General features: G+C 68.7%; 23 protein-coding genes, 1 tRNA gene and 1 pseudogene. 15 read left to right on the top strand and 10 right to left on the bottom strand.

Going from position 1 to position 20305, the window contains the following annotated elements:
- The first annotated feature begins 15 nt into the window (after positions 1 to 15).
- Positions 16 to 387, top strand: a complete 372-nt coding sequence (locus JNW91_RS06840; protein ID WP_203174065.1) for a hypothetical protein — start codon at positions 16 to 18, stop codon at positions 385 to 387.
- 25 nt (positions 388 to 412) lie between these two features.
- Here JNW91_RS06840 and JNW91_RS06835 read toward each other — a convergent pair whose 3' ends face one another.
- Positions 413 to 1705 (bottom strand): benzoate/H(+) symporter BenE family transporter, encoded by a 1293-nt coding sequence (locus tag JNW91_RS06835; RefSeq protein ID WP_238424497.1) that lies wholly within the window; start codon positions 1703 to 1705, stop codon positions 413 to 415.
- Positions 1706 to 1760: 55 nt separating this feature from the next.
- Here JNW91_RS06835 and JNW91_RS06830 point away from each other — a divergent pair, with 55 nt between their 5' ends.
- The 8 genes from JNW91_RS06830 (at position 1761) to JNW91_RS06795 (ending at position 8435) form a co-directional block, all read left to right on the top strand.
- The gene (locus tag JNW91_RS06830) at positions 1761 to 2321 is read left to right on the top strand and encodes a helix-turn-helix domain-containing protein (RefSeq protein ID WP_309244264.1); all 561 of its coding nucleotides are present in this window, start codon (positions 1761 to 1763) and stop codon (positions 2319 to 2321) included.
- Positions 2322 to 2436: 115 nt separating this feature from the next.
- A complete protein-coding gene (locus tag JNW91_RS06825) occupies positions 2437 to 3156 on the top strand; it encodes a PP2C family protein-serine/threonine phosphatase (protein WP_203174064.1) in 720 nt (239 codons plus the stop codon).
- 102 nt (positions 3157 to 3258) lie between these two features.
- Complete coding sequence (locus JNW91_RS06820; protein ID WP_203174063.1) at positions 3259 to 3597, top strand: PadR family transcriptional regulator; 339 nt, start codon at positions 3259 to 3261, stop codon at positions 3595 to 3597.
- Positions 3594 to 4424, top strand: a complete 831-nt coding sequence (locus JNW91_RS06815; protein ID WP_203174062.1) for an ATP-binding cassette domain-containing protein — start codon at positions 3594 to 3596, stop codon at positions 4422 to 4424. The genes JNW91_RS06820 and JNW91_RS06815 overlap by 4 nt, the downstream gene beginning before the upstream one ends.
- Complete coding sequence (locus JNW91_RS06810; protein WP_203174061.1) at positions 4421 to 5113, top strand: hypothetical protein; 693 nt, start codon at positions 4421 to 4423, stop codon at positions 5111 to 5113. Before JNW91_RS06815 ends, JNW91_RS06810 begins: the two co-directional genes overlap by 4 nt.
- 53 nt (positions 5114 to 5166) lie before the next feature.
- Complete coding sequence (locus JNW91_RS06805) at positions 5167 to 6357, top strand: GNAT family N-acetyltransferase (protein ID WP_203174060.1); 1191 nt, start codon at positions 5167 to 5169, stop codon at positions 6355 to 6357.
- Positions 6358 to 6399: 42 nt separating this feature from the next.
- Entirely contained in the window at positions 6400 to 7152 is a 753-nt protein-coding gene (locus JNW91_RS06800; RefSeq protein WP_203174059.1) for a ZIP family metal transporter, read from the top strand.
- An 89-nt stretch (positions 7153 to 7241) separates the two neighbouring features.
- A complete protein-coding gene (locus tag JNW91_RS06795) occupies positions 7242 to 8435 on the top strand; it encodes a hypothetical protein (protein WP_203174081.1) in 1194 nt (397 codons plus the stop codon).
- On the opposite strand, the gene JNW91_RS06790 is transcribed toward JNW91_RS06795, so the two are convergent.
- Both JNW91_RS06790 and JNW91_RS06785 read right to left on the bottom strand, forming a co-directional pair.
- Positions 8429 to 9214 carry an NAD-dependent epimerase/dehydratase family protein gene (locus tag JNW91_RS06790; protein ID WP_309244263.1) on the bottom strand — a complete coding sequence of 262 codons (786 nt, stop codon included), beginning with the start codon at positions 9212 to 9214 and terminating at the stop codon, positions 8429 to 8431. The two genes, JNW91_RS06795 and JNW91_RS06790, sit on opposite strands and share 7 nt — an antisense overlap.
- A 433-nt stretch (positions 9215 to 9647) precedes the next feature.
- Positions 9648 to 9950 carry a hypothetical protein gene (locus tag JNW91_RS06785; protein WP_203174080.1) on the bottom strand — a complete coding sequence of 101 codons (303 nt, stop codon included), beginning with the start codon at positions 9948 to 9950 and terminating at the stop codon, positions 9648 to 9650.
- A 214-nt stretch (positions 9951 to 10164) separates the two neighbouring features.
- Between JNW91_RS06785 and JNW91_RS06780 the strand changes: the two genes are divergently transcribed.
- Together JNW91_RS06780 and JNW91_RS06775 are read left to right on the top strand one after the other, a co-directional pair.
- Positions 10165 to 10236: transfer RNA gene (locus JNW91_RS06780), tRNA-Lys, on the top strand.
- A 156-nt stretch (positions 10237 to 10392) separates the two neighbouring features.
- Complete coding sequence (locus JNW91_RS06775; protein ID WP_203174058.1) at positions 10393 to 10764, top strand: hypothetical protein; 372 nt, start codon at positions 10393 to 10395, stop codon at positions 10762 to 10764.
- Positions 10765 to 10783: 19 nt separating this feature from the next.
- Here JNW91_RS06775 and JNW91_RS06770 read toward each other — a convergent pair whose 3' ends face one another.
- From JNW91_RS06770 to JNW91_RS06755, 5 genes and pseudogenes are all read right to left on the bottom strand, one after another.
- Positions 10784 to 12004 (bottom strand): tyrosine-type recombinase/integrase, encoded by a 1221-nt coding sequence (locus JNW91_RS06770; RefSeq protein WP_203174057.1) that lies wholly within the window; start codon positions 12002 to 12004, stop codon positions 10784 to 10786.
- Positions 12004 to 12201 carry an excisionase family DNA-binding protein gene (locus JNW91_RS06765; protein WP_113973362.1) on the bottom strand — a complete coding sequence of 66 codons (198 nt, stop codon included), beginning with the start codon at positions 12199 to 12201 and terminating at the stop codon, positions 12004 to 12006. Before JNW91_RS06765 ends, JNW91_RS06770 begins: the two co-directional genes overlap by 1 nt.
- Positions 12198 to 12440: pseudogene (locus JNW91_RS33510) on the bottom strand (replication initiator); the annotation flags it as partial. The gene JNW91_RS06765 and the pseudogene JNW91_RS33510, both read right to left, overlap by 4 nt.
- Before the next feature lie 207 nt (positions 12441 to 12647).
- Complete coding sequence (locus JNW91_RS06760) at positions 12648 to 14072, bottom strand: restriction endonuclease subunit S domain-containing protein (RefSeq protein ID WP_203174056.1); 1425 nt, start codon at positions 14070 to 14072, stop codon at positions 12648 to 12650.
- On the bottom strand, positions 14072 to 16024 hold the full coding sequence (locus JNW91_RS06755; protein ID WP_203174055.1) for an N-6 DNA methylase: 1953 nt from the start codon (positions 16022 to 16024) through the stop codon (positions 14072 to 14074). Before JNW91_RS06755 ends, JNW91_RS06760 begins: the two co-directional genes overlap by 1 nt.
- A 449-nt stretch (positions 16025 to 16473) precedes the next feature.
- Between JNW91_RS06755 and JNW91_RS06750 the strand changes: the two genes are divergently transcribed.
- Entirely contained in the window at positions 16474 to 16725 is a 252-nt protein-coding gene (locus JNW91_RS06750; RefSeq protein ID WP_203174054.1) for a hypothetical protein, read from the top strand.
- 201 nt (positions 16726 to 16926) lie between these two features.
- Here JNW91_RS06750 and JNW91_RS06745 read toward each other — a convergent pair whose 3' ends face one another.
- Positions 16927 to 17700: an SMP-30/gluconolactonase/LRE family protein gene (locus JNW91_RS06745; RefSeq protein WP_203174079.1), complete on the bottom strand. Its 774-nt coding sequence runs from the start codon at positions 17698 to 17700 to the stop codon at positions 16927 to 16929.
- A 202-nt stretch (positions 17701 to 17902) separates the two neighbouring features.
- Here JNW91_RS06745 and JNW91_RS06740 point away from each other — a divergent pair, with 202 nt between their 5' ends.
- The gene (locus JNW91_RS06740; protein WP_203174053.1) at positions 17903 to 18547 is read left to right on the top strand and encodes a TetR/AcrR family transcriptional regulator; all 645 of its coding nucleotides are present in this window, start codon (positions 17903 to 17905) and stop codon (positions 18545 to 18547) included.
- Between the two features lie 405 nt (positions 18548 to 18952).
- On the opposite strand, the gene JNW91_RS06735 is transcribed toward JNW91_RS06740, so the two are convergent.
- The gene (locus tag JNW91_RS06735; RefSeq protein ID WP_203174052.1) at positions 18953 to 19354 is read right to left on the bottom strand and encodes a GntR family transcriptional regulator; all 402 of its coding nucleotides are present in this window, start codon (positions 19352 to 19354) and stop codon (positions 18953 to 18955) included.
- A gap of 370 nt (positions 19355 to 19724) precedes the next feature.
- Here JNW91_RS06735 and JNW91_RS06730 point away from each other — a divergent pair, with 370 nt between their 5' ends.
- Positions 19725 to 19943, top strand: coding sequence for a flavin reductase (locus JNW91_RS06730; protein ID WP_203174051.1), 219 nt, complete (start codon positions 19725 to 19727; stop codon positions 19941 to 19943).
- Positions 19940 to 20113 carry a hypothetical protein gene (locus JNW91_RS06725; RefSeq protein ID WP_203174050.1) on the top strand — a complete coding sequence of 58 codons (174 nt, stop codon included), beginning with the start codon at positions 19940 to 19942 and terminating at the stop codon, positions 20111 to 20113. The genes JNW91_RS06730 and JNW91_RS06725 overlap by 4 nt, the downstream gene beginning before the upstream one ends.
- Positions 20114 to 20305: the final 192 nt, after the last annotated feature.

Genomic DNA, 20305 nt, shown 5'->3' with positions numbered 1-20305 from the left:
GGGAACCGCGGTGGGATGGACCAGCAGGACGAGCAGCAGGCGACCATCTCGCGGATCACCACCGGGATGCCGGTGATCGACTCCACCGGCACCGAGGTCGGCACCGTGGACCTCGTCCAGCGGGGTGACCCGAACGCGGTGACCGTCCAGGCGCCGACCGCCGACCCGGGCAGCAGTCTGGACGAGCTGATCGAGGCCACCGCGGTCGAGGAGCCGGACGTGCCGGCGGACCTGGCGGCGCGGTTGATGCACGGCGGCTACCTGAAGGTCTCGACCGAACTGACCCGCACCGGCGCGGTGTACGTGCCGGCCGATCGGATCGGGTCGGTGGCCGACGGCCGGGTACGCCTCGCCGTGGGCGTGGCGGACCTACCGCCGGAGGAGTGACCCCCGCACGGAGATCAACACCGGATCAGTGATGTTGGGGTGTCCGCTCGGCTGGGATACCGCCAGTTCGCTGATCTGGTGATGATCTCTCTGACGCGACGGGCACGACGGGCGCGACGGGCACGGCGGGCACGGCGGGCACGGCCGGCGCGGCGGACGCGGCGGGTGGACGGCGGCGGAAGAGCAGCAGCATCAGGCAGCCGGCGACCAGCCCCCAGAACGCGCCGCCCACGCCGATCAGCGTCACCCCGGAGGCGGTCACCACGAAGGTGACCACGGCGGCCTCCCGGGTTGCCGGGTCGGTCACCGCCGACGCGAGCGCGGTGGCGAGCGCGCCCAGCAGGGCCAGGCCGGCTACCGCCTCGATGAGGACGGGTGGGGCGACCGCGACCAGCGCGGTGGCGACGCCCGCGCCCAGCCCGAGCAGAGCCAGCCCGACGCCGGCCGTTACCGAGGCGAGCCACCGGCGCTCGGGGTCCGGGTGCGCGTCCGGGCCGGCGGCCAGGGCGGCGGTGATCGCCGCGAGGTTCACCGCGTGTCCTCCGGCCGGGGCGGCGAGCAGGCTGGCCAGACCGGTGGCCCGCAGCGCGGCCCCGAACGGCGGCCGGTAGCCGTAGCCGACCAGCACCGCCATGCCGGGTACGTTCTGTGCGGCCATGGTGACCAGGAACAGCGGTAGGGCAAGCCCGACCAGCGCGGACGCGTTCCAGGCCGGCGCGGTCAGGGTCACCGACGGGATCAGCACGGCGCCGCTCAGTCCGGTCGGCGGCGAGGTCAGCGCGATCGCCACCACCGCCACGAGCAGCGCGCCGGGCACCGCCCAGCGGCGGGCGAACCGGTGCAGCAGCAGCCAGCCGACCACCACCGGGCCGGCCACCGTGGGCAACTCGACCAGCGCGCGGACCGGGGCGGTGCACAGCGGCAACAGCACCCCGGCGAGCATCGCGCCGGCCACCGGCTTGGGGATGGCGGACACCGCCCTACCGAGCGGCGGAAACAGCCCGGCCGCGACGATCAGCAGGCCGGAGACGAGGAACGCGCCCACCGCGACCGGCCATCCGCCGGGTGGCGGCCCGGTTGCCACCAGCAGTGCCGCGCCCGGTGTCGACCAGGCCACGCTCATCGGTATCCGGTGTCGCCAGCCCAGCCAGACGGCGGTGAGCCCGCACGCGACGCAGAGGGCGAGCAGGCCGGAGGCTGCCTGCGCGTCCGACGCGCCGGCGGCCCGGAGCCCGGCCAGCACGACGGTGAACGAACTGGCGAAGCCGACCAGCGCGGTCACCACACCGGCCAGCACCGGTTGTGCGCGTGCGGCCATCCCACCCTCCCGACTGTTCCGTTTACGGAACGACAGCGTGTAGCACGATAGTCGGGTGCCGCACCCACCACCAGCCCGCCGGCCGGGCCTCGACGTGGATCCCGCCGTCGTCGGGCGGAGGGTCCGCGCCCTGCGCGAGGAGCGGGGGATCTCGCTGTCCACACTGGCCCGGCTCGCCGGCGTCGGAAAGGCCACCCTCTCCGGCCTGGAGCACGGCACCCGCAACCCGACCCTGGAGACGCTCTGGGCGGTCACCGCGCAACTCGGCGTGCCGTTCACCGCCCTGCTGGCGGAACCCGCGGCCGAGCCCACCGTGCACGGCGCCGCGGTCACCGCCACCTTGCTGGAGGTGTTCACCGACACCGACGCGACCTACGAGCTGTACCGGATGCGGGTCGCGCCCGGCGTCACGCAACTCTCCCCCGCCCACCATCCGGGCGTCACCGAACACATCACCGTCTTCGCCGGCGTGCTGCGCGCCGGCCCGGCGGACGCGCCGCTGACCGCACCGGCCGGTGGCCACCTCCGCTGGGTCTCCGACGTGCCGCACACCTACGCGGCGGTGGGCGGCGAGGAGGTCGCGGCCAGCCTGCTGCTGCGCTACCCGCGCCGCTGAACCCGGCCGACCGACCCCGGTTCGGCAGCTCTCAGGACGGAAATCGCAATCATTTCTCGACCGGACGTAGGAGGCGTAGAGACGAAGGCGGGGTGTTCTTGGCAAGCTTGTCCCCATGACGCTGATCCTCCGCTCGGTCATCCTCAACGACATCGGCCTGGTCCGCACCAACAACGAGGACTCCGCCCTCGCCGGTGACCGCCTGATCGCCGTCGCCGACGGCATGGGCGGCCTGCCCGCGGGCGAGGTGGCGAGCGAGATCGTGATCCGGATCCTGGACGAGCTGGCCCCGCCCGCCGACCCCGACGGGGCCGCCGACGCCCTGCGCGCCGTGGTCAGCACCGCCAATCAGCGCATCCACGCCGCCATCACCGTCGACCCGACCCGCGAGGGGATGGGTACGACGCTCACCGCGGCGCTGCTCGCCGGGGAGACGCTGGTGCTCGCCCAGGTCGGCGACTCCCGCTGCTACCTGCTGCGCGACGGGGAGCTGACCCAGCTCACCCGCGACGACACGTTCGTGCAGGCGCTGGTCGACCAGGGCACGCTCTCCCCCGAGCAGGCCCGGCACCATCCGCAGCGGTCCCTGGTGACCCGGGCGGTGCAGGGCGCCGACACCCCGCCGGCCGTCGGCGTGCTCACCGTCGTCCCTGGCGACCGACTGCTGCTGTGCAGCGACGGGCTCTCCGACTACGTCGAGGACGACGCCATCGCGGCGGCGCTGGGCATGTACGCCGACCGCCAGCAGTGCGGCGAGCAGTTGGTGAAGCTGGCCCACCACGCCGGCGCGCCGGACAACGTCACCGTCGTCGTCTCCGACGTCACGCAGCGCTGACCCCGCCCCACCCGTACGGCGGTCCGCGAGACCGGCCGGGTGGGGTTCCGCCGACCCAGTAGGTAGTTGTGCCATCTAGGTTGCGCCGCTAGTGTCCGGCGGGTGGAATCCGACCGGCGCGGGCAGTGGCTGCGGGGGGTGCTCGACATCTGCGTCCTGGCCCTGCTGGCCGAACGCGAGTCCTACGGCTACCAGCTCGCCCAGGCGCTGGACGCGGCGGGCGTCGGGCCGATCCAGGGCGGCACGCTCTATCCCGTGCTGCTGCGCCTGCAGAAAACCGGCCTGGTGACCGCGCAGTGGCGGGAGGGCACCGCCGGGCCGGCCCGCAAGTACTACCGGCTGACCGAGGACGGGCAGGCCGCGCTGCGCGACGGCGGCAGCGCCTGGCTCACCTTCGTCGGGCCGGTGAACGACATCGTCACGAAGGGGGTTGCCGGGTGAACGACGACTGGCTACGTACGTTCGCGGCCGAGCTGCACCATCGCCGGGTCGCGGCGGACGCCGCCCGGCACGTGGTCGCCGAGGCCGCCACACACCTGCGCGACTCGGGCGGCGACCCGTGGGCCGTCTTCGGTCCACCCCAGCAGTACGCGGGCGCGATCGTGGAGAGCATCGGCACCGCACCCGGGCCACGTCCCGGACCGGTCCGGCTGCACGCCCGGGGCATCACCAAGCGGTACGGCCGGCAGACGGTGCTGCGCGACGCGACGCTGACCGTCCGGGCCGGACAGATCGCGGCCGTGGTCGGCGCGAACGGCTGCGGCAAGAGCACCTTCCTGCGGATCTGCGCCGGGCTGATCTCACCCGACGCCGGTGAGGTGACCGTCTCCGGGCGACTCGGCTACTGCCCACAGGCCGGCGGCACCGCCGACTTCCTGCTCGCCGACGAGCACTTCGTGCTGGTCGGCGCCGGTCAGGGCGTCGCCCGAGGGCCGGCCCGCCGCGCCGGCCGGGCGGCCGCCCGGCAGCTCGGCTGGGAGGCGGGCGGGAACGTGCAGGCCCGCCACCTGTCCGGCGGCACCCGCCAGAAGCTCAACCTGACCATGTCCACGCTCAGCGAGCCGGACGTGCTGCTGCTCGACGAGCCGTACCAGGGCTTCGACCAGGGCACCTACGTCAACTTCTGGGACCAGCTCAGTCGACTGCGCGACGCGGGCACGGCGATCGTCGTGGTGACCCACCTGCTCAACCAGCTCGACCGGGTGGACACCGTGCTCGACCTGACCCCGGCACAACCGGCCGGGTGGACCGCGGGAGGCCGTCCGTGAACCAGCTCGTCACCGTCGCCGAGATGACCCTGCGGGAGCTGCTGCGTCGTCGGGGCGTACTCCTGTTGTTGTTGTTGATGCCGTTGACCTTCTACCTGATCCGGCGGGACGGCTACCTCGGGCAGTCGGTCCGGTCGCTGCTGCTCGGCGTCGGCTGGGCGGTGAGCACCGCGGCGCTCTTCGCCACCACCGCGGCCCGCGAGCTGGAGCCGAGGCTGCGGTTGGCCGGCTACCGACCGCACCACCTCTACCTGGGTCGGATGCTCGGCCTGTGGACGGTGGGGCTCGTCGTCTCCGTACCGTTCTTCCTGCTGCCCCTCAGCGACGGCGCGGACCTGCGGTACGGCGGCCTGGCCGCGGCGATGCTCTGCTCGGTCGGCGTGGCGGCGCCGTTCGGGATGTTGATCGGCACGCTGCTCCCCCGCGAGTTGGAGGGGACGCTGCTGCTGCTCACCGTGGTGACCGTGCAGATGCTGATCGACCCGGCTGGATCGGGTGCGAAGCTGACGCCGTTCTGGTCGAGTCGGGAGATCGCCACCTGGGCGGTAGACCACACCGACGAGGGTTACCTCACCCGTGGCGTGCTGCACGGGTTCGTCGTCACCGCCCTGCTGGTCCTCGGTGTGGCCACCGTGGCCAGTGTCCGGCTGCGCCGTCGCCGGCATCTGCGCCACCTGCCGGTCGGCTGACGGATCCGGCCAATCCGGTTGCTCCGCTCATCCGAACGGGTTGAGATGGGCGGATGACCATCCGCCGGGTGACCGCCGACGAACGTCTCACCACCAGTTTTCCGCTGGCCGCGTACGCCTTCGAGTCGTCTCCACTCGGTGCCGCCCGGGTCGAGCAGTTCCGCGACTACCTGCCCTACCACCAGGGCAACACGACGCTGGTCGTCGAGGAGGACGGCGGCACGCTGGCGGCCGTCTCGGCGATCGGGATGCGGCAGAACCTGCGCGGTGTGGTGCTGCCGATGGCCGGCGTCGCCGGGGTGGCCACGCATCCGCTGGCCCGCCGGCAAGGGCACGTCCGGACGTTGCTGCACCGGCTCCTCGACGAGATGCGCGACGAGGGGCACCCGCTCAGCGCGCTCTACCCGTTCCGGCCCAGCTTCTACGCCCGGTTCGGCTACGTCGGGTTGCCCAAGCCGCGCACGGCCACCTTCACCCCGGCGGATCTGGGGTCGCTGCTACGCGCCGAACTGCCCGGCGAGGTGGGCTGGGAGCGGATCGGCGCCGGCTATCCGGTGTGGCGCGCCTTCACCGAGCGCTGCCTCCAGCATCGGCACGGCTTCTCGGTCTTCCCGGACTACCGGGCGGTCGGGTTGCGCGACCGCGACGAGCACTGGCTGCTCACCGCCCGGGTGGACGGTGAGGTCACCGGCGCGGTCACGTACCGGATCGACGAGCACGGTGGCACCCTGCACGGGAACGAGCTGCTCGCCACCGATCCGCTCGCGCGGGCACTGCTGTTGCAGTTCTTCGCCCGGCACGTCGACCAGGTCGAGCGGGTCACCGTCCAGGTCCCGCCCGACGAGTTGCCGGAGCTGTGGCTCACCGACCTGGACGTGCACGTCGAGGCGCGGGTGGGTCGGCCGGGCTCGTCCGCGCCGATGGCCCGGCTCCTGTCGCTGGACGCGCTGAATGGGCTGCCCGCAGGTCCGGGCCGGGTACGTGTCGAGGTGACCGGGGACCGGTGGCTGGCCGGCGCCCACCTGCTGGACGGCACGACCGGCACCCTCGAAGTGGTCGCCGACGGCAGCGGCCGCGTGCCGACCGCGACGCTCACCGCGGCCGGGCTCTCCGCCCTGGCGTACGGGGTGCTGGATCCGGCCGAGCTGCCGTTGCGGGGGTTGGGCGAGGTTCCGACCGACGCCGCCGCGGAGCTGCGCGAAATCTTCCCGCGTGCGGTTCCGTACCTCTTCGCCGACTTCTGAGCACGGTTTGCGACCCTCGACGCACCGGGTACGGTCCCGAGAATGCCGGAGTGGTTGCAGGCGGGCGGGTGGGGATTGCTGGCCGGGTCGGCGCTGCTGATCGGGGCGGCGGCCGGCTGGTTCGCGCGCGCGCCACAACGGGTCACCGCGTCGATCATGGCGTTCGGCGCGGGTGTGCTGCTCTCCGCGGCCTCGTACGAGCTGATCGAGGTCGCGCACGACAAGGGCGGGCTGCTGCCCACCGTGATCGGCGCGGCCGCCGGCGCGGCCGCCTACACCCTCGCCAACGTGGCTCTGGCCCGGCGGGGAGCACGGAACCGGAAACGCTCGGGCACCTGGCAGCCCTCCGAGGGCGACCAGCCGGGCTCCGGCTCGGCGATCGCCGTGGGTGCGGTGCTGGACGGCGTACCGGAATCTGTCGTGATCGGCGCCAGCCTGGTCAGCGGCGGCGGCACGGTCAGCCTGGTCACGGTGGTGGCGGTGTTCCTCAGCAACATTCCGGAGGGGCTGTCCAGCGCGGCCGGCATGCGCCAGGCCGGCCGGTCCCGACGGTTCGTGTTCCTGCTGTGGGCCGGGATCGCGCTGGCCAGCGGGGTCGCCGCGCTGCTCGGCAACACGCTGCTGGGTGGCGCGTCGCCGGGGGCGCTGGCCGCGATCACGGCGTTGGCCGCCGGGGCGATCCTCGCCATGATCACCGACACCATGGTCCCGGAGGCGTTCGAGAACGCCCACCTGCTCGTCGGTCTCATCACGGTCGCCGGCTTCCTGACCGCCTTCGCCCTGTCCCACGTCTGAGTGCCGGCCCCCGTGGCTTAGCAGTGCATCAAACCGGCATGGCGGATTCGTCGCGACGCCGTCGCGGCTCCTAGCATCACGGGGTGCGCATGACGTCGCTTGCCGCTCTTCTCGTCCTCGGTGTCGCCACGGCGACCCTGCCCGCCTGCGCGTCCGACGGTCCCGCTCCCCAGCCCGGCGCGTCCACCACGCCGGAGACCGTGGCGACCGGGGACCAGGGCGTCGTACCGGCGGGCCGCGACGGCCTCGGCGGTCCCGGGGCCAGCGCGAGCCCGAAGCCCGCGGGCAAGGCGCTCGCGGCCGGCAACCCGAACGGCAAGGCCACCGTGCCGGCTGAGGCCCGCGCGGTGGACACCTCGAAGCCGACCCGGACCGTCGGCACCGGCACCCCGGCGAGCTGCACCTCCGCGGCGGTGGTGAAGGCCGTCGCCGCCGGCGGCGTCATCACGTTCAACTGTGGACCGGCCCCGGTGACGATCAAGATGGCCGCCACCGCGAAGGTCCGCAACGCCAACGGGCCGAAGGTCGTGCTGGACGGCGGCGGCAAGGTCACGCTCAGCGGCCAGGGGCAGCGCCGCATCCTCTACATGAACACCTGCGACGAGGCCCAGGGCTGGACCACCTCGCACTGCCAGAACCAGGACCACCCGCAGCTCACCGTGCAGAACCTGACCTTCGCCGACGGCAACTCCACCGGTGACAAGGCCGAGGGCGGCGGCGGGGGCGCGATCTTCGTACGCGGCGGGCGGCTCAAGGTGGTCAACTCGCGCTTCGTCCGCAACCGCTGCGACCGCACCGGCCCCGACCTGGGCGGCGCGGCGATCCGGGTGCTGAGCCAGTACGAGAACAAGCCGGTGTACGTGGTCAGCAGCACCTTCGGCGGCGCATCCGGCCAGGGCGGCTCCTGCTCCAACGGGGGCGCGCTGAGCAGCATCGGCGTCTCGTGGGTGGTGCTGAACAGCGTGCTCAGCCACAACGAGGCGATCGGCAGCGGCGCCAACCCGGCCAAGTCCGGCACGCCCGGCGGCGGCAGCGGCGGCGCGATCTACTGCGACGGCAACGAGTTCACGGTACGGATCGCCGGCACCATCATCGAGAACAACAAGGCCAACGAGGGCGGCGGCGCGATCTTCTTCGTGAGCAACAACCGCACCGGCACCATGAAGATCGAGAATTCGACTCTGCGCCGCAACCCGAGCGGCAAGTTCGAGACCCGCGGCTACCCCGGCATCTTCTTCCTGGGTGCCCAGAACCCCACGGTGACGGGCTCCAAACCTCAGTAGGGGTTTCCCTGGCCCGGGGCGCGGGCCTGGAGCAGGCCGCCGGGGCGGCCGGGCAGGTTGGCCGCGCCGGAGAGCGGCGGGCTTGCCGTGTGGTCGCCGTCGGACATCCCGACGAACAGTTCCTTGAGCGCGGTGAGCGCGTCGATCTTCGGTGCCCAGCCCAGCTCGGTCTCCGCCCGCTCGCTGGACATCAGCGGCGCGTTCAGACCCAGCTCCACCCAGCCCGCGTCGACCGGTTGCAGCCGCGCGCGCCAGGTCAGCGCCGCCGCCACCCGCAGCACCGGCGCCGCGACCGGCACCGTCCAACCGTGGAAGTGCCGGGCCACCAGCTCCGGAGTCAGCACCGGGTCCGCGGCGATGTTGAAGGCGCCGCGCGCGTCACCCAGGACCGCCCTGGCGTACGCGTCAGCCACATCGTCGGCGTGCACCGCCTGCATCCGCAGCCGGCGGTTGGTCGGCACCAGCGGGATCCGACCGAAGCGGAGCAGCCGCACCGGCGCCAGCGGACCCAGGAAGTAGCGGGTGATCTCCACACCGGCGGCCCGCTGGAAGGTCAGCCCTGGCCGTAGCCGCACCACTCGCAGCGCCCGATGCTCCCGCTCCAGCCCGTCGAGCAGCGCTTCGACCTCCGCCTTGTGCTCGCTGTACGACGAGCCGGGCACACCGGTGGCCGGCCACCGCTCGCTGATCGGGTGATCCTTCGGGCCGGGCGCGTACGTGCCGACCGACGACGCGTACACCAGCGCCGGCACCCCGGCCCGGGCCACCGCGTCGAACACCGCCCGACTGCGTCGACGTTGGTCCGGCGCAGCACCCGCTGGTCGTGGCTGGGCTGGATCTGCCAGGCCAGGTGCACCACCGCGTCCGCGCCCGCGAACACCTCGGCCAACTGCCCCGCCGCGGCCGGCGCACCGATGTCGCAGGAGTGCCATTCGACCTGGTCGTACGGCGTTCCGGCGTCCGGGCCGGGCAGCCGCCGGACCACCCCGGCCAGCTCCACGTCCCGCTCCCGGCGCAGCGCCGCAGCAGCGCCGTACCGACGTTGCCGCTCGCCCCCACCACCACGATCCGCATGCCCGACCCCGTACCCGTCCAGCACCGCCTCAATCGCCCCCGGCCCTCCGGGGACATGGGCCTTGATCGACTCGCTTTCCAGGAAATCGGGCCGTCCCACCCCGCTCGGATGCCCCGATTTCCAGGAACACGAGTGGATCAGGGGCGCGGCGAGTTCCGCACCCAGCCGTGCTTCTCGTCCCCGCGCCGGCCCGTCGTCGCAGCCAGGCAGCGCGGGCAGATCCAGCCCACCGCGTCCGCCTCGGTGAGCACGTCCGTGCCCGAATAGTCGAAGCGAACATGCGGGAAACGACGCAACATGGTCCGGCTCAGGGCCAGACCGCAGACGGTCTGGTTCTGGCCGGGCAGCCAGGCGTGCACCTCCCCACCCGGCTGGCGTACGCCGTCCGGCCCGATCTCCTCCCCGGACGCCGCAACGGCCGGGGTGCCACTCAGCTTCATAACCACCCGATTCCCCACCGGCCCCCACCCATGCACGCCGCGTCGCTTGATCCACTCCACATCCCCAACCCGGCGGTATCCAGCGCTCCGGACACCACCAGCTCGCCGATCTGGTGACGATCACGTGCCGGTGCAGGCCGGCATCCGCCAGGCATCGACGGCCGGCGGGAAGCCGAGAGTCGGCGACGCTCACTGTCAGGTAACCTGAGCGCGCGGGCCGCTAGCTCAATGGCAGAGCTGTGGACTTTTAATCCATAGGTTCAGGGTTCGAGTCCCTGGCGGCCCACTCCTCCGCAGGTCAGCGGTCCCGTCCGGGGCCGCTGTTGCCATGTTCGGTGCCGGTACAGCAGCGAAGTACAGCAGTGGACCAACTGCCAGCCTGACTTCCGTATCGGGGATGCTCTCCGGAGCGGCGGCGGACCGAATAGCTGGAGGGCGGACGATGACGGACGGACCGCTCGTGCGCAACTCGCGGCTACTCGGCCTGTTCGTCGAGATCGTTCAAGGGCCCGAAGGGACCCTGCGGGCAGTCGAGACCGCCGGCCGTGGCATCACGGCAGAAGCACGCTGCACACTGACCGTGATCGCAGACAAGATGACCACCAGCTCCGGCAGCCCGGCCGAGGCACGTCAGAGAAGCCTCGCCTGCGCCGACCGACTCATCGAACTGGGTGCCATCGAAGATGGCCTGAGCGGGTTGTGGTCCCGCCGCCGGGGAGGCGAGCTTGACGAGGCCGCGTTTGAGGCAAGCCTCCTGGGAATAGTCATGCGCCTGGAAGCGTGGCCGCAATCCTGGCCGCGCATGCCCGACTGAGCGGCAGCATGCCCACCCCTCACCGGTCGAGCGTCTGGCCAAGCCGCTTGAGGGCGTCGCGGGTGGCCGCCGAGGAGACCACCGTGTAGATCTCCATGGTGATGGCGAACTGCGCGTGCCGGAGGATCTGCATCGCTACCCGAGGGTGCACGTCCAGGTCCGCCAGGAGCGAGGCGCAGGTGCGCCGGGCGTCCCGCACGGTGATCCGTCGGACTCCGGCCGAGTCGCAGCGCCGGTCCCAGAAGCGGTTGAAGTTGCGTGGCTCGACCGGCCGGCCGTAGCGGGTGGTGAAGATCAGGTCGGACAGCTGCCAGGCCGAGCCGGCGGCATCCCGGGCGGCGGTTTGCGCGGCACGGCGGCGACCGAGCGCCACGGTGCAGATGTCCGGTAGCGGCAGGGTGGCGTCCGAGGCGGCCGTCTTCGTCTCCCGGTGCAGCAGTTCGGCACCGACCCGCTGGAGCTGCCGATCGATGGTCAACTCCCCCGCGTCGAGGTCGACGTCGGCCCAGGTGAGCCCCAACATCTCACCCTTGCGCAGACCGAGCACCAGGACCAGGACGTACGCGGCGTAGAGCGGGTCTTCCTCGGCACGGGCCGACTCCAGAAAACGTCGTGCCTCGTCGCTCGTCCACGCCTTCCGCTTGCGCTTCCGGACCGGCGGCAGCTTCACCAGGGACGCGACGTTGCGGGAGATCAGCCCTTCGGTGATGGCCTGGGAGATCAGCGTCCGGAGCACGGTCCGCAGGTGGATGACGCTGGTTGCCGAGGGCAGATCCCGGCAGCAGCGGCCGAGGGCACAGCAGCGACGCTGGGCGGCCTTGCGCCGCTCGTCCTTGCCCTGGGCGCAGCACTGGCAGGTCCGGCCCACCTCGTTGATCCAGGTCTGCACGTCGCTCACCCGGAGCTTGTCGAGGCGCTTCCGACCCAGCCCCGGCACGAGGTAGAGCCGGACCACCACCTCGTAGGTGACGTAGCTGCCCGGGGCGAGGTTCGGCTTGACGATCTCGCGCAGCCAGTAGCCGGCGTACTCCCCCACCGTCGGGGAGCGCGTCGCCACCGGACCGGCCTTCGCCTGTCCGTGCAGCTTGATCCACTTGTCGTGGACCTCCTCGCGGGTCTTGCCGTAGACCCACTTCCGGCCCCGCTTCCCGTCCTGCTTCTCCACCCACACGTACGCGGCGAAGCCGTTGCGGTACGGGAAGATCGAGCCTTCGCCGTTGGCGCGGGCGCGTCCGGGCATCAGGCCGCCTCCTGCCGCTCGACCTGGTCGCGGATGTAGTCGTCGACCCATTCGGGGAGGATGCGGCGGTACTTGCCATCCTTGATGGAGCGCAGCTCGCCGGTGGCGATCTTCATCTTGACCTTGGAGATGCCGAAGCCGAGAAGGACGGCGACCTCGGCAGGTGAGTACCAGCGCGGGGTGAGGTCTCTGCTCATGCGGCGGCCCCGCTGAGCCACGTTTCGTGGGCGAGTTCTTCCCGGCCAATACGTCTGCTCTCTCGTCGCCTCCTGGCGGCGGTGTTGGCAAGCAGGGCGTCGCCGTCGCTGAGCCAGCCGGACCCGATGTAGGTGAGGGTGCCGACGGTGACGGCGTCGGTGGCGGCGTCATCTTCCGTGCGGCGGTAGGTAGCTCGGGTGTCTCGGAGCAGGCCGAAGGTGACCGAGTAGCGGCGGGCCGGGGCTCCGCCGGCGGGTCACGGTCCGTGGGTGGTTGCGGTAGTCCATCCCGCCTGCCATCGACCCGGGCAAGCCGAGCAGACCACCGCCCGACCCGCCAGCGTCCGAATGTGCGTCAAGGCCCGCTTGACGTGGCGGGCCGGGCGGCGGCCCGCTCCCCACGAGGGCGGGTCGATGGTAGACGGGATAACTTCCTAAGGTGGAAGTCAACCTGCTCCCAACTCATTTTCGAGCCATTCCTCAATTCCATCGAGACAGCGCTGCATGAGAGCTTTCCCTTCCTCCCTTGCTCGCTCGGCGTCCCGCCACAACTCGTCGAATTCCTGAAGCCACCGTTCTGGCGGCATCGGTACGACGACGTGTTGCGCCAGGTCGCTCGAATAGACGTGACCCCCACGTAAGCCCCTGATGCACCGCTGAACCTGATGACGACCGGAGCTGTGCCTCAGGAAGGCGGCGACGTACGAACCGAAAAGCTCTGCTGGCTTCTCGTCTCTCGGCTTCAACACTATGAGGTCCGCAACAGCCTGATTGTAGACACGGAACTCAGACGGGACCCGACGCACGTAGTCCACCTTTTTGCCCACGTATTCGATCTCATGTGCTGTGGCGGCGAGAAGTATGACGCCATCTACGACAATGGCTCCGCGTTTCTTCCCCGGCTCCGTAGCCACCGCCGACCAATTAATTCCAGCATTGGTCAGGACCGCTTGCTTGAAGGTCGGCATCAATTCGTCTTCGCCGGCTACGACCCGCCCCGACGACAAATCGTAGTAATCGCCAAGCCTGAAGTAGGAGCCAGAGCTGATGATTCGCTGCCCAAACTCTTCGTACTCGGGCCGGTAAAACTCCGCGTCAATTCGTTCGGCACTGCCAGGCCCAAAGCTTTCTCGCCTGTTAATCGTGCGCATCGCAATATCGCGTGCCGGCGGATCGTACATGCTGGGCAGCAGTCCGTGAGGTGCAAGGAAGGCTTCGAGTCTCTTGTTCGCCTCTTCGATTCGCAAGAAGAAGGTTCGATGTGAATCAAGAACTCTATTCACGGCATGCTTGGCGGTGCCTGCGACGAAGGCGGGTGCCGCTGGGATAACGACGTCGAAGACATCTCTTCCGAGAACTGCGGGATACATGGAGCCGCGGGAACGGCGGATGAGCTGTTCTCGCCCGTACTTGGAGCGCAGGAACGCGTACGCGAACTCCCAACCACTGTTCGTCTCGCCCTTGCGCAGCAGCGTGAAGCCTGAACTTGCAACACTGCCCGCTAGCCGATCGTCGACCAGTGTTAAGACCCCCCGTTCCGGTCGAACATTTGCGACCAGGATGTCGCCGGCTTGGAGGAGGTACTTGGCTCGACTTGGACGGTCGCCGTACCGCAGATCGTCGGCAAAGGCGAACCCATCGGTCTGGTCGACCGCATCGAGGTCGACGTATCTAATGGTCGCTTCTTCGTCTAGATGTGCATCGTTAAGTACGGGACCGTCATACTGCCGAGCAAGGCTGGCGACCGGCTTGCCGCCATGCCGGAGTAACTGAGCCTCCATCCTCAGGGAAGAGCCTCGAATATATTCGGCATCAAGCCTGGCTAGCGGTGGTGTCCCGAAGGCTGTCTTGGTCGTAATCGTAACTTCCATTAGGCAAACTCCAAGCCTTCCTCTTTGGCAAACTGACGGAAGGTCGCTGCAATCTCTGCCATATCACAGTCCAAGGTGATCCCGTCATCCAAGTACTGTGGTCTGCCTAGTTTGGTCTTTCCGGGCCTAGTCGAGACCGCCGTGAAGATCCGGTAGTCCTCCAGTGGCTCCTCGCCGACCTTCCACTTCTGAAGGAACAGAACGGAGGTCTTGGCCAACGTGAATGGTTTGAATGTGTACGGGTGTAGACCTACGACTCCCAGCACCCGTGCCCGCTTGTCAACGAAGTCCCGAATCTCTTGGTCGTTGAAGTTGTTGAACAGCCCCTGTGGGAGGACGATGCCCATCCTGCCGCCTGGCTTAAGCAGGTCGAGGCAGCGCTCTAGGAAAAGTACGGCGCGAACCAACGCCGCCTTAGGCTTGCCCTTAGATGGCCTAGCGAGGTCGTACTGGCGAAGCGTCGAAACCGCTTTAATTGCCCCGGCGAAAGGTGGATTAGTTAGGATCACATCTACGCCATCGGATGGAGTCCGGTCGTTGGCCAGACTGGATGCTGGGATGGGACCATCGATGCTGCGGCCCAGCAGCCGCTCCCTAAGGGAACGATCCCAAGCACCGTAGTCGAGTGCGTCAACACTACGAATGCCTGCCCGACCGTCGTTCTCCATAATCATGTAGGCTTTCGCGACTCTGATGAGGCGAGGATCGTTGTCGAGGCCAATCAAATTCTCCTGCGCATAATCCTTCCGCTGCTCTGCTCGGTCATCCGCGTCGTCCCACCGATCCGCAATGAAGTCGAACACGCTTCGCATTGCGAAGATTAGGAATCCTCCCGATCCGCAGGCGGGGTCGCAGACGCGTTCGCTGATTTTGGGCTGGAGGGCTTCGGTAATCATGCCGACGACTTGGCGCGGCGTAAAATACTGACCCATTTCACCCTTCATTTCCTGATTCACCAGCAGCTCGAAGGCCACCCCGAGCACATCGCCCGAGCGAATCAAGTGGTACTGCTGAAGGGCCTTGATGCAGTATTCGACGTTCGTGTCATTCAGCTCGATAACGTCGCCGGCTGAATACACATCGCGCCACTTCTGCTTTGCGCTCTCAAACAGATCCTTCACGCGCTTGACAGCGGCAGGCCGGTTCTCGCTCAGTCCAAGCTTGAACTGAGCAACCGCCGAGTCGTTGTAAAGGTTCACGCGCTCATCGTAGAGTTTTGCGAAGACAAGTTTGAAGATCTCATTGAAGGTATCGACCGTTTGGTGCGCCAGAATTTCTTGCTCGATATCTTTGAAGACCCCGTAAAGGTCTTTCACTGGCGTGAGCTTTGTCCGCGTAAGTGGCTCGTCTACGTCCTGGAGTGTTTCCCCATGGCGAGGTAGCCGCCAAACCGGCTTGCTGAAATCGTTTGGATCCGAACGAAGAAGGAACTTCTCATCCGCACCGTTCGTCCAGTACCCAAAAATGGAACCGGACGCATTCATGTATGATTTCAGTTGCTCGATGCCGTCTTTGCGATTCGGCTTCTTTACCTCTACGGTGATCCAGTGGCGATCACGTTTGTCGTCCGCGAACACTACAATATCTGCGGGCTTCGCATGCACCGCGCTGCCCATTTGGATTGGGACCTCGACGGCGACCTGACTCTCGGGATAGCCGTGACGTTGAATCAAGGTGTTGAGGATGTACTGCCTCACAACCTCTTCCGGTGTAAACCGATAGCGCTTCTTGCGAATTCGACAACGGATATAAAACTGACCGTTCTGTTCTTCAAGAGAAACGCCTGTGGCGATCGGCTCTCCGCCAGACGGAACCAGAAACGCCTCGTTTGACCCCTGGGGGCCGACTCTAAGCTCGATGGTCGGCCGGTCTTGGATTGAGCCGGGGTGAATCACTGTAGCGGTGTGACCCTCGGCGACTTGCATGTTCGAAGGGTGTGCCTGCTCTGTCACGCTGGGCATCCTCCCACGGCTCTCACCCCTCTGCCTGGCCGCGATCCTCAACACGCAGCAGTATGGTCGGTGGCCAGCATCCGGCTCGCATCCGCCCGCCTTTGGCAGCGAGAAGGCAGCAGACGCGCGTCGGTCACGGCCGAGGCCGCCAGCTACGGGACGGCAAGCGGCACGTGCGCAGAGGCCCAGCACGACATCGGCTGGCACTGGTCGACAGGAAGTGCCCGGCCCCCGGTGGGGGTCGCACGGCTCGCCCTCTCGCCGATCGACAGCAGCGGTGACAGCAACCGGCCCGAACGAGGACGCCCGCCAGCGGAGGAGCGCGGACAAGCGGTCGAGGTCGCGAACGCGGCCAGACGAGGCCGGACGACTTGCACAGAGCTTGTAAGCGAGGCGTCAGCCGGCCGGGGCCTGTCCGCAGGCAATTGGGCGTTGGGGATCCTGGTTAGGTGGACAGCCAGAACCTCGACGATCTGATCCAGGCCGGGTGCAACATACAAGCGCTTGCCCTGATCCGCGAGCAGTTCGGATGCAGCCTCACGGAGGCGGTCGACCTGCTCAACGAGCATCACGTGCGGCTGAAGGCCGAGCAGCCAACCGAGCAGCCAAACCAGCGATCGTCGGCGGACGATGGCGGACCGGGACACCATGTGGGGCACGAGGACCAGGCGGTGGACCAGCGCCGGGCAGCCGACTCGTAATGCGTAGGTCGAGGGTTCGATTACATCCGGCAGCTCCATGGAAAGGCCCAGGTCACCGGCTTGATTGCCGATCGTGACCCGGGCCTTTTGCTTGCCACGGTGAGGCCGAGTAGCCAAGCATGTCGGCCGGCCGTTGGCCAGGCCGAGGTTAGGCAGGGTGAGCTGGACTTGGGAGTGGCGGTGAGGAGGTCCGGATGCCGGTCATGGCCGGCCGGCGCCGGGCGTCGGCGCTGTTGCGGTGAGCACTTGGCCGGTGCGGGCGGCGACCGATTGGTCCATGTGCTCGACGCCGCGGAACTCGGCCGCGAGGAGAAACAGGGTCGTGCGGTCTGGGCCGCCGAGCATGGTGGCGAAAATGACCTGGTCGTGTTCGATTCGGTCGGTCACCTTGCCGCCCTCGTGCACCCGGACGACGGCGCCCTGGGGCGAGTCGGCACGGCCGGTGGCGATGGCGACGTCGGCGGCCCCGGCCCAGATCGCGCCGTCGGCGTCCATGCAGATGCCGTCGGGTGCGAGGCCGTCGGCCCATGTCCTGCGGTTGAACAGGCTGCCGTCGGCAGCGATGTCGAACGCGGTCAGCCGCCCGGCGAACGACTCGGAGACGATCAGCGTTTTGTTGTCTGGCGTCACTACCATGCCGTTGGGGAATTCCAGGTCACCGGCGACCTCGCGCGCTGTCCCGTCCGGGGTGACCAAGGCGATGATCCCGGACTCCGGTGGCGCGCCTGCGCGGAAGCCGAAGCGGATGCTGTTGACGTAGATGTTGCCGCGGCCGTCCACGACAAGCTCGTTCCAGAACGGCGCCAGTCCGCTGAGATCGGCGTGCCGGACCATCGACCCGTCCGGTTCCCGCCGCATGAGATCCTCGCCGGTAACTAGTAGACGGCCGTCGGGCAGCCAGTCGATGGACCAGCCGAGGCCGGGCGGGCCGGACGCCGCGACCTCGCTGCTGCCGTCGGGCGCGACCGCGACGATCTCGCCGGTACCCCAATGGGCGAACTACAGCCGGCCGTCGTGCCAACGGGGTGACTCGACGTAGGCCAGGCCGCTGAGCAGGACCTGGGGCCGCGGCAGGGATGACGCCTGTGACATGAGAACCTCGCGCATCGCCCGACTGGAACTGGACGGTCTAGTACCGTACTCGCCTAGAACTGTACTGTCCAGTACTGTTGGCGGCGTGACAGAGACGACCACGGCATCCGACGGGCAGACCCGGACCGCGCGAAAGCGCCAGGCGATCCTGGACGTGGCCAGCACGCTGTTTCTGCGCGATGGCTACCTGGCCACCAGCATGGACCAGATCGCCGCCGCGGCGGCGGTGTCCAAGCAGACCGTGTACAAACAGTTCACTGACAAGCAGAGCCTGTTCCGCGAGATCGTGACCGGCACAGTCGAACTGGTCAGTGACCCGGTCGCACGCCAGGTGGCGAGTCTGCCCGACAGCAGCGACCTCGAGGCCGACTTGCAGAAGCTGGCGCGCGCGCTGGTCTCCCAGGTGAGCCAGCCCCGGGTGATGCAGCTGCGCCGCCTGGTGATCGGCGAAGCGGGCCGGTTCCCCGAGCTGGGCCGGTTGTTCTACCAACGCGGTCCCGGGCGCACCATCGACGCGCTCGCCGCCGCCTTCGAAAGTCTCGCCGCCCGCAACCAGCTTCGGCTGGACGACCCGCAGCTGGCCGCCGAACACTTCAACTGGCTGGTGACGTCGATCCCCCTCAACCGGATGATGCTCTGCGGCGACACCGAGCGACCCGACCCCGCCGCCCTCGACCGCTACGCCGACGCCGGCGCCCAGGCGTTCCTCGCCTCCTACCGGCCCAACTGACGCGAATTCCCAGCAGCCAGTCGGGTTCTGGCTGTCCCGGGTGCGCGGATCTGCGCACTATCGTGGGCCCGCAGGGTGGGAGTACACCCTCTACGGCTACAGCTTCACTGACGCGATGTACTTGGAAAAACGGTCTTCGTCAGCGCAGACACCACCGACCTCGCGTGGGCGCTCGACGCGTGGCGTTCAGTGACTCGTTCGGTCGATTAGCAAGCGCCGGTCTCGCCCTGCGTACCGACCCCGAGTCAGCAGGATGTCAGCACACGCAGTGACGCGCAACCGACACCAATGGCCGAAGACGGCGCGACACCGAGGGCGGACCACAAAAAGAGACGCCCGCTGGTACTCGCCGACAACGCCGACCAGGCTCCCCCCGACAGGGGTCGCTGACGGCTGCGGCAGGGGTCAGCGGCCGACGCGGATGCGGACGGCGGCGTATACCTCGCGTGAGCCGTCGGCCCGGAAGATCACGATTACCGGGATGCCCTCACCGATCTCCAGCTCGCGCCGTTCGGCGGGGGTGGGCATCCGAGCGGTGGCGGTGTCGCCCTTGAGGAGGGTCACCGTTTCGGTCGGCTCGTCGGCGCGAACGAACGTGCCGCGCGGTGGTTCCACGATCACGAGCCCTTCCGACCGGAGTAGCGCTACCGCTTGTCGGACGCTCGTGCGGCTCAGCCCGTACTCCTGAGCCAACCGCAGCTCGCTGGGAAGCGAGGCCCCGGGCGCGAGGTCGCCAGACGCGATCCGGTCTCGCAGGAGATCTGCGAGCTGCCGGAACACGGCACGATCCGCGCTGGGGTCGATCACAAATGTGACGCTACGTGTCCAACAGTTCTACATCTTATTGTATCTACAGTCCTACGTCGTTACGGTGACATGAGCTGGAACAACAGCCAGCGACCTTCCCCACCTGCCGTGAGATCGAAGAACGCCCGAGGGGAGACCTGGTGCCTCGCGTGTCGTACGAGGAGTACTTAATGGCCGTCGCGCTAACCCTGGCATGGCGGCACCGGCCGGTCTGGTCATGGCAGCGATGGCGGAAGGTCTGCCGATGCGGGGGCGAGTTGCCCTGCCATACGAGGCATCGAATCCCGATCAACCGGGGTCACTGGCCCTCGGAGGACGGCCGGCTATCCGCTTCGTCATCGGAACCGCCGACCGAACGGGGGGAGCCGAAGTGACGAACCACCTCCCGATCACGCCGGCCTGGACCTGCGGCGGCTGCGGTGCCGACTGGCCCTGTCACACCCGCCACCGAGAGCTGCGAGCGGAGTACGACCGCGCCCCGGTGTCACTAGCCCTCTACCTCGCCGCGCAGCTCGTCCACGCCACCCAGGATTTGACCCACGTCCCCGCCGGCCACCTGCATCACCGCTTCCTCGGCTGGACCCGATGAGCATCCTGCGACCCGGCGACGAGAAGTTCCACTACAGCGACGGCTCCCACAAGTGGATCCCACCGGACCCCGACTACGACCAGGAGGTCTGGGACGAACAGGTCCGCCAACACAAGCACAGCCACCTGAGGAACGAGCCCCCCAAGGTCCGCATCCAACGCCTCATCTGATGCCAGCAGTACAGCAGCGAAGTACAGCAACCGTGCCAGCCGAACCAGGCCGAGAAACGCGTCAGCAAGCCGGATGACCTCGCATCGCTCCCGACCCGGCCGCCCCGCCGGCAATCCATAGGTTCAGGGTTCGAGTCCCTGGCGGCCCACTCGAAGGTCGGGAGCTGCAGTGAACATAGCTCCGGACCAGCT

It is taken from the genome of Micromonospora parastrephiae (assembly GCF_016802865.1).
Lineage (GTDB): Bacteria > Actinomycetota > Actinomycetes > Mycobacteriales > Micromonosporaceae > Micromonospora > Micromonospora parastrephiae.
Note: the sequence above shows the minus strand (reverse complement) of the source record. Positions and strands in the feature narration are given on the sequence as shown.

Coding starts and splice junctions, on each gene's coding strand:
- JNW91_RS06840 (WP_203174065.1), top strand. CDS start 16: ATGGACCAGCAGGACGAGCAGCAGGCGACCATCTCGCGGATCACCACC.
- JNW91_RS06835 (WP_238424497.1), bottom strand. CDS start 1,705: ATGGCCGCACGCGCACAACCGGTGCTGGCCGGTGTGGTGACCGCGCTG.
- JNW91_RS06825 (WP_203174064.1), top strand. CDS start 2,437: ATGACGCTGATCCTCCGCTCGGTCATCCTCAACGACATCGGCCTGGTC.
- JNW91_RS06805 (WP_203174060.1), top strand. CDS start 5,167: ATGACCATCCGCCGGGTGACCGCCGACGAACGTCTCACCACCAGTTTT.
- JNW91_RS06800 (WP_203174059.1), top strand. CDS start 6,400: ATGCCGGAGTGGTTGCAGGCGGGCGGGTGGGGATTGCTGGCCGGGTCG.
- JNW91_RS06795 (WP_203174081.1), top strand. CDS start 7,242: ATGACGTCGCTTGCCGCTCTTCTCGTCCTCGGTGTCGCCACGGCGACC.
- JNW91_RS06785 (WP_203174080.1), bottom strand. CDS start 9,950: ATGAAGCTGAGTGGCACCCCGGCCGTTGCGGCGTCCGGGGAGGAGATC.
- JNW91_RS06775 (WP_203174058.1), top strand. CDS start 10,393: ATGACGGACGGACCGCTCGTGCGCAACTCGCGGCTACTCGGCCTGTTC.
- JNW91_RS06770 (WP_203174057.1), bottom strand. CDS start 12,004: ATGCCCGGACGCGCCCGCGCCAACGGCGAAGGCTCGATCTTCCCGTAC.
- JNW91_RS06765 (WP_113973362.1), bottom strand. CDS start 12,201: ATGAGCAGAGACCTCACCCCGCGCTGGTACTCACCTGCCGAGGTCGCC.
- JNW91_RS06760 (WP_203174056.1), bottom strand. CDS start 14,072: ATGGAAGTTACGATTACGACCAAGACAGCCTTCGGGACACCACCGCTA.
- JNW91_RS06725 (WP_203174050.1), top strand. CDS start 19,940: ATGAGCATCCTGCGACCCGGCGACGAGAAGTTCCACTACAGCGACGGC.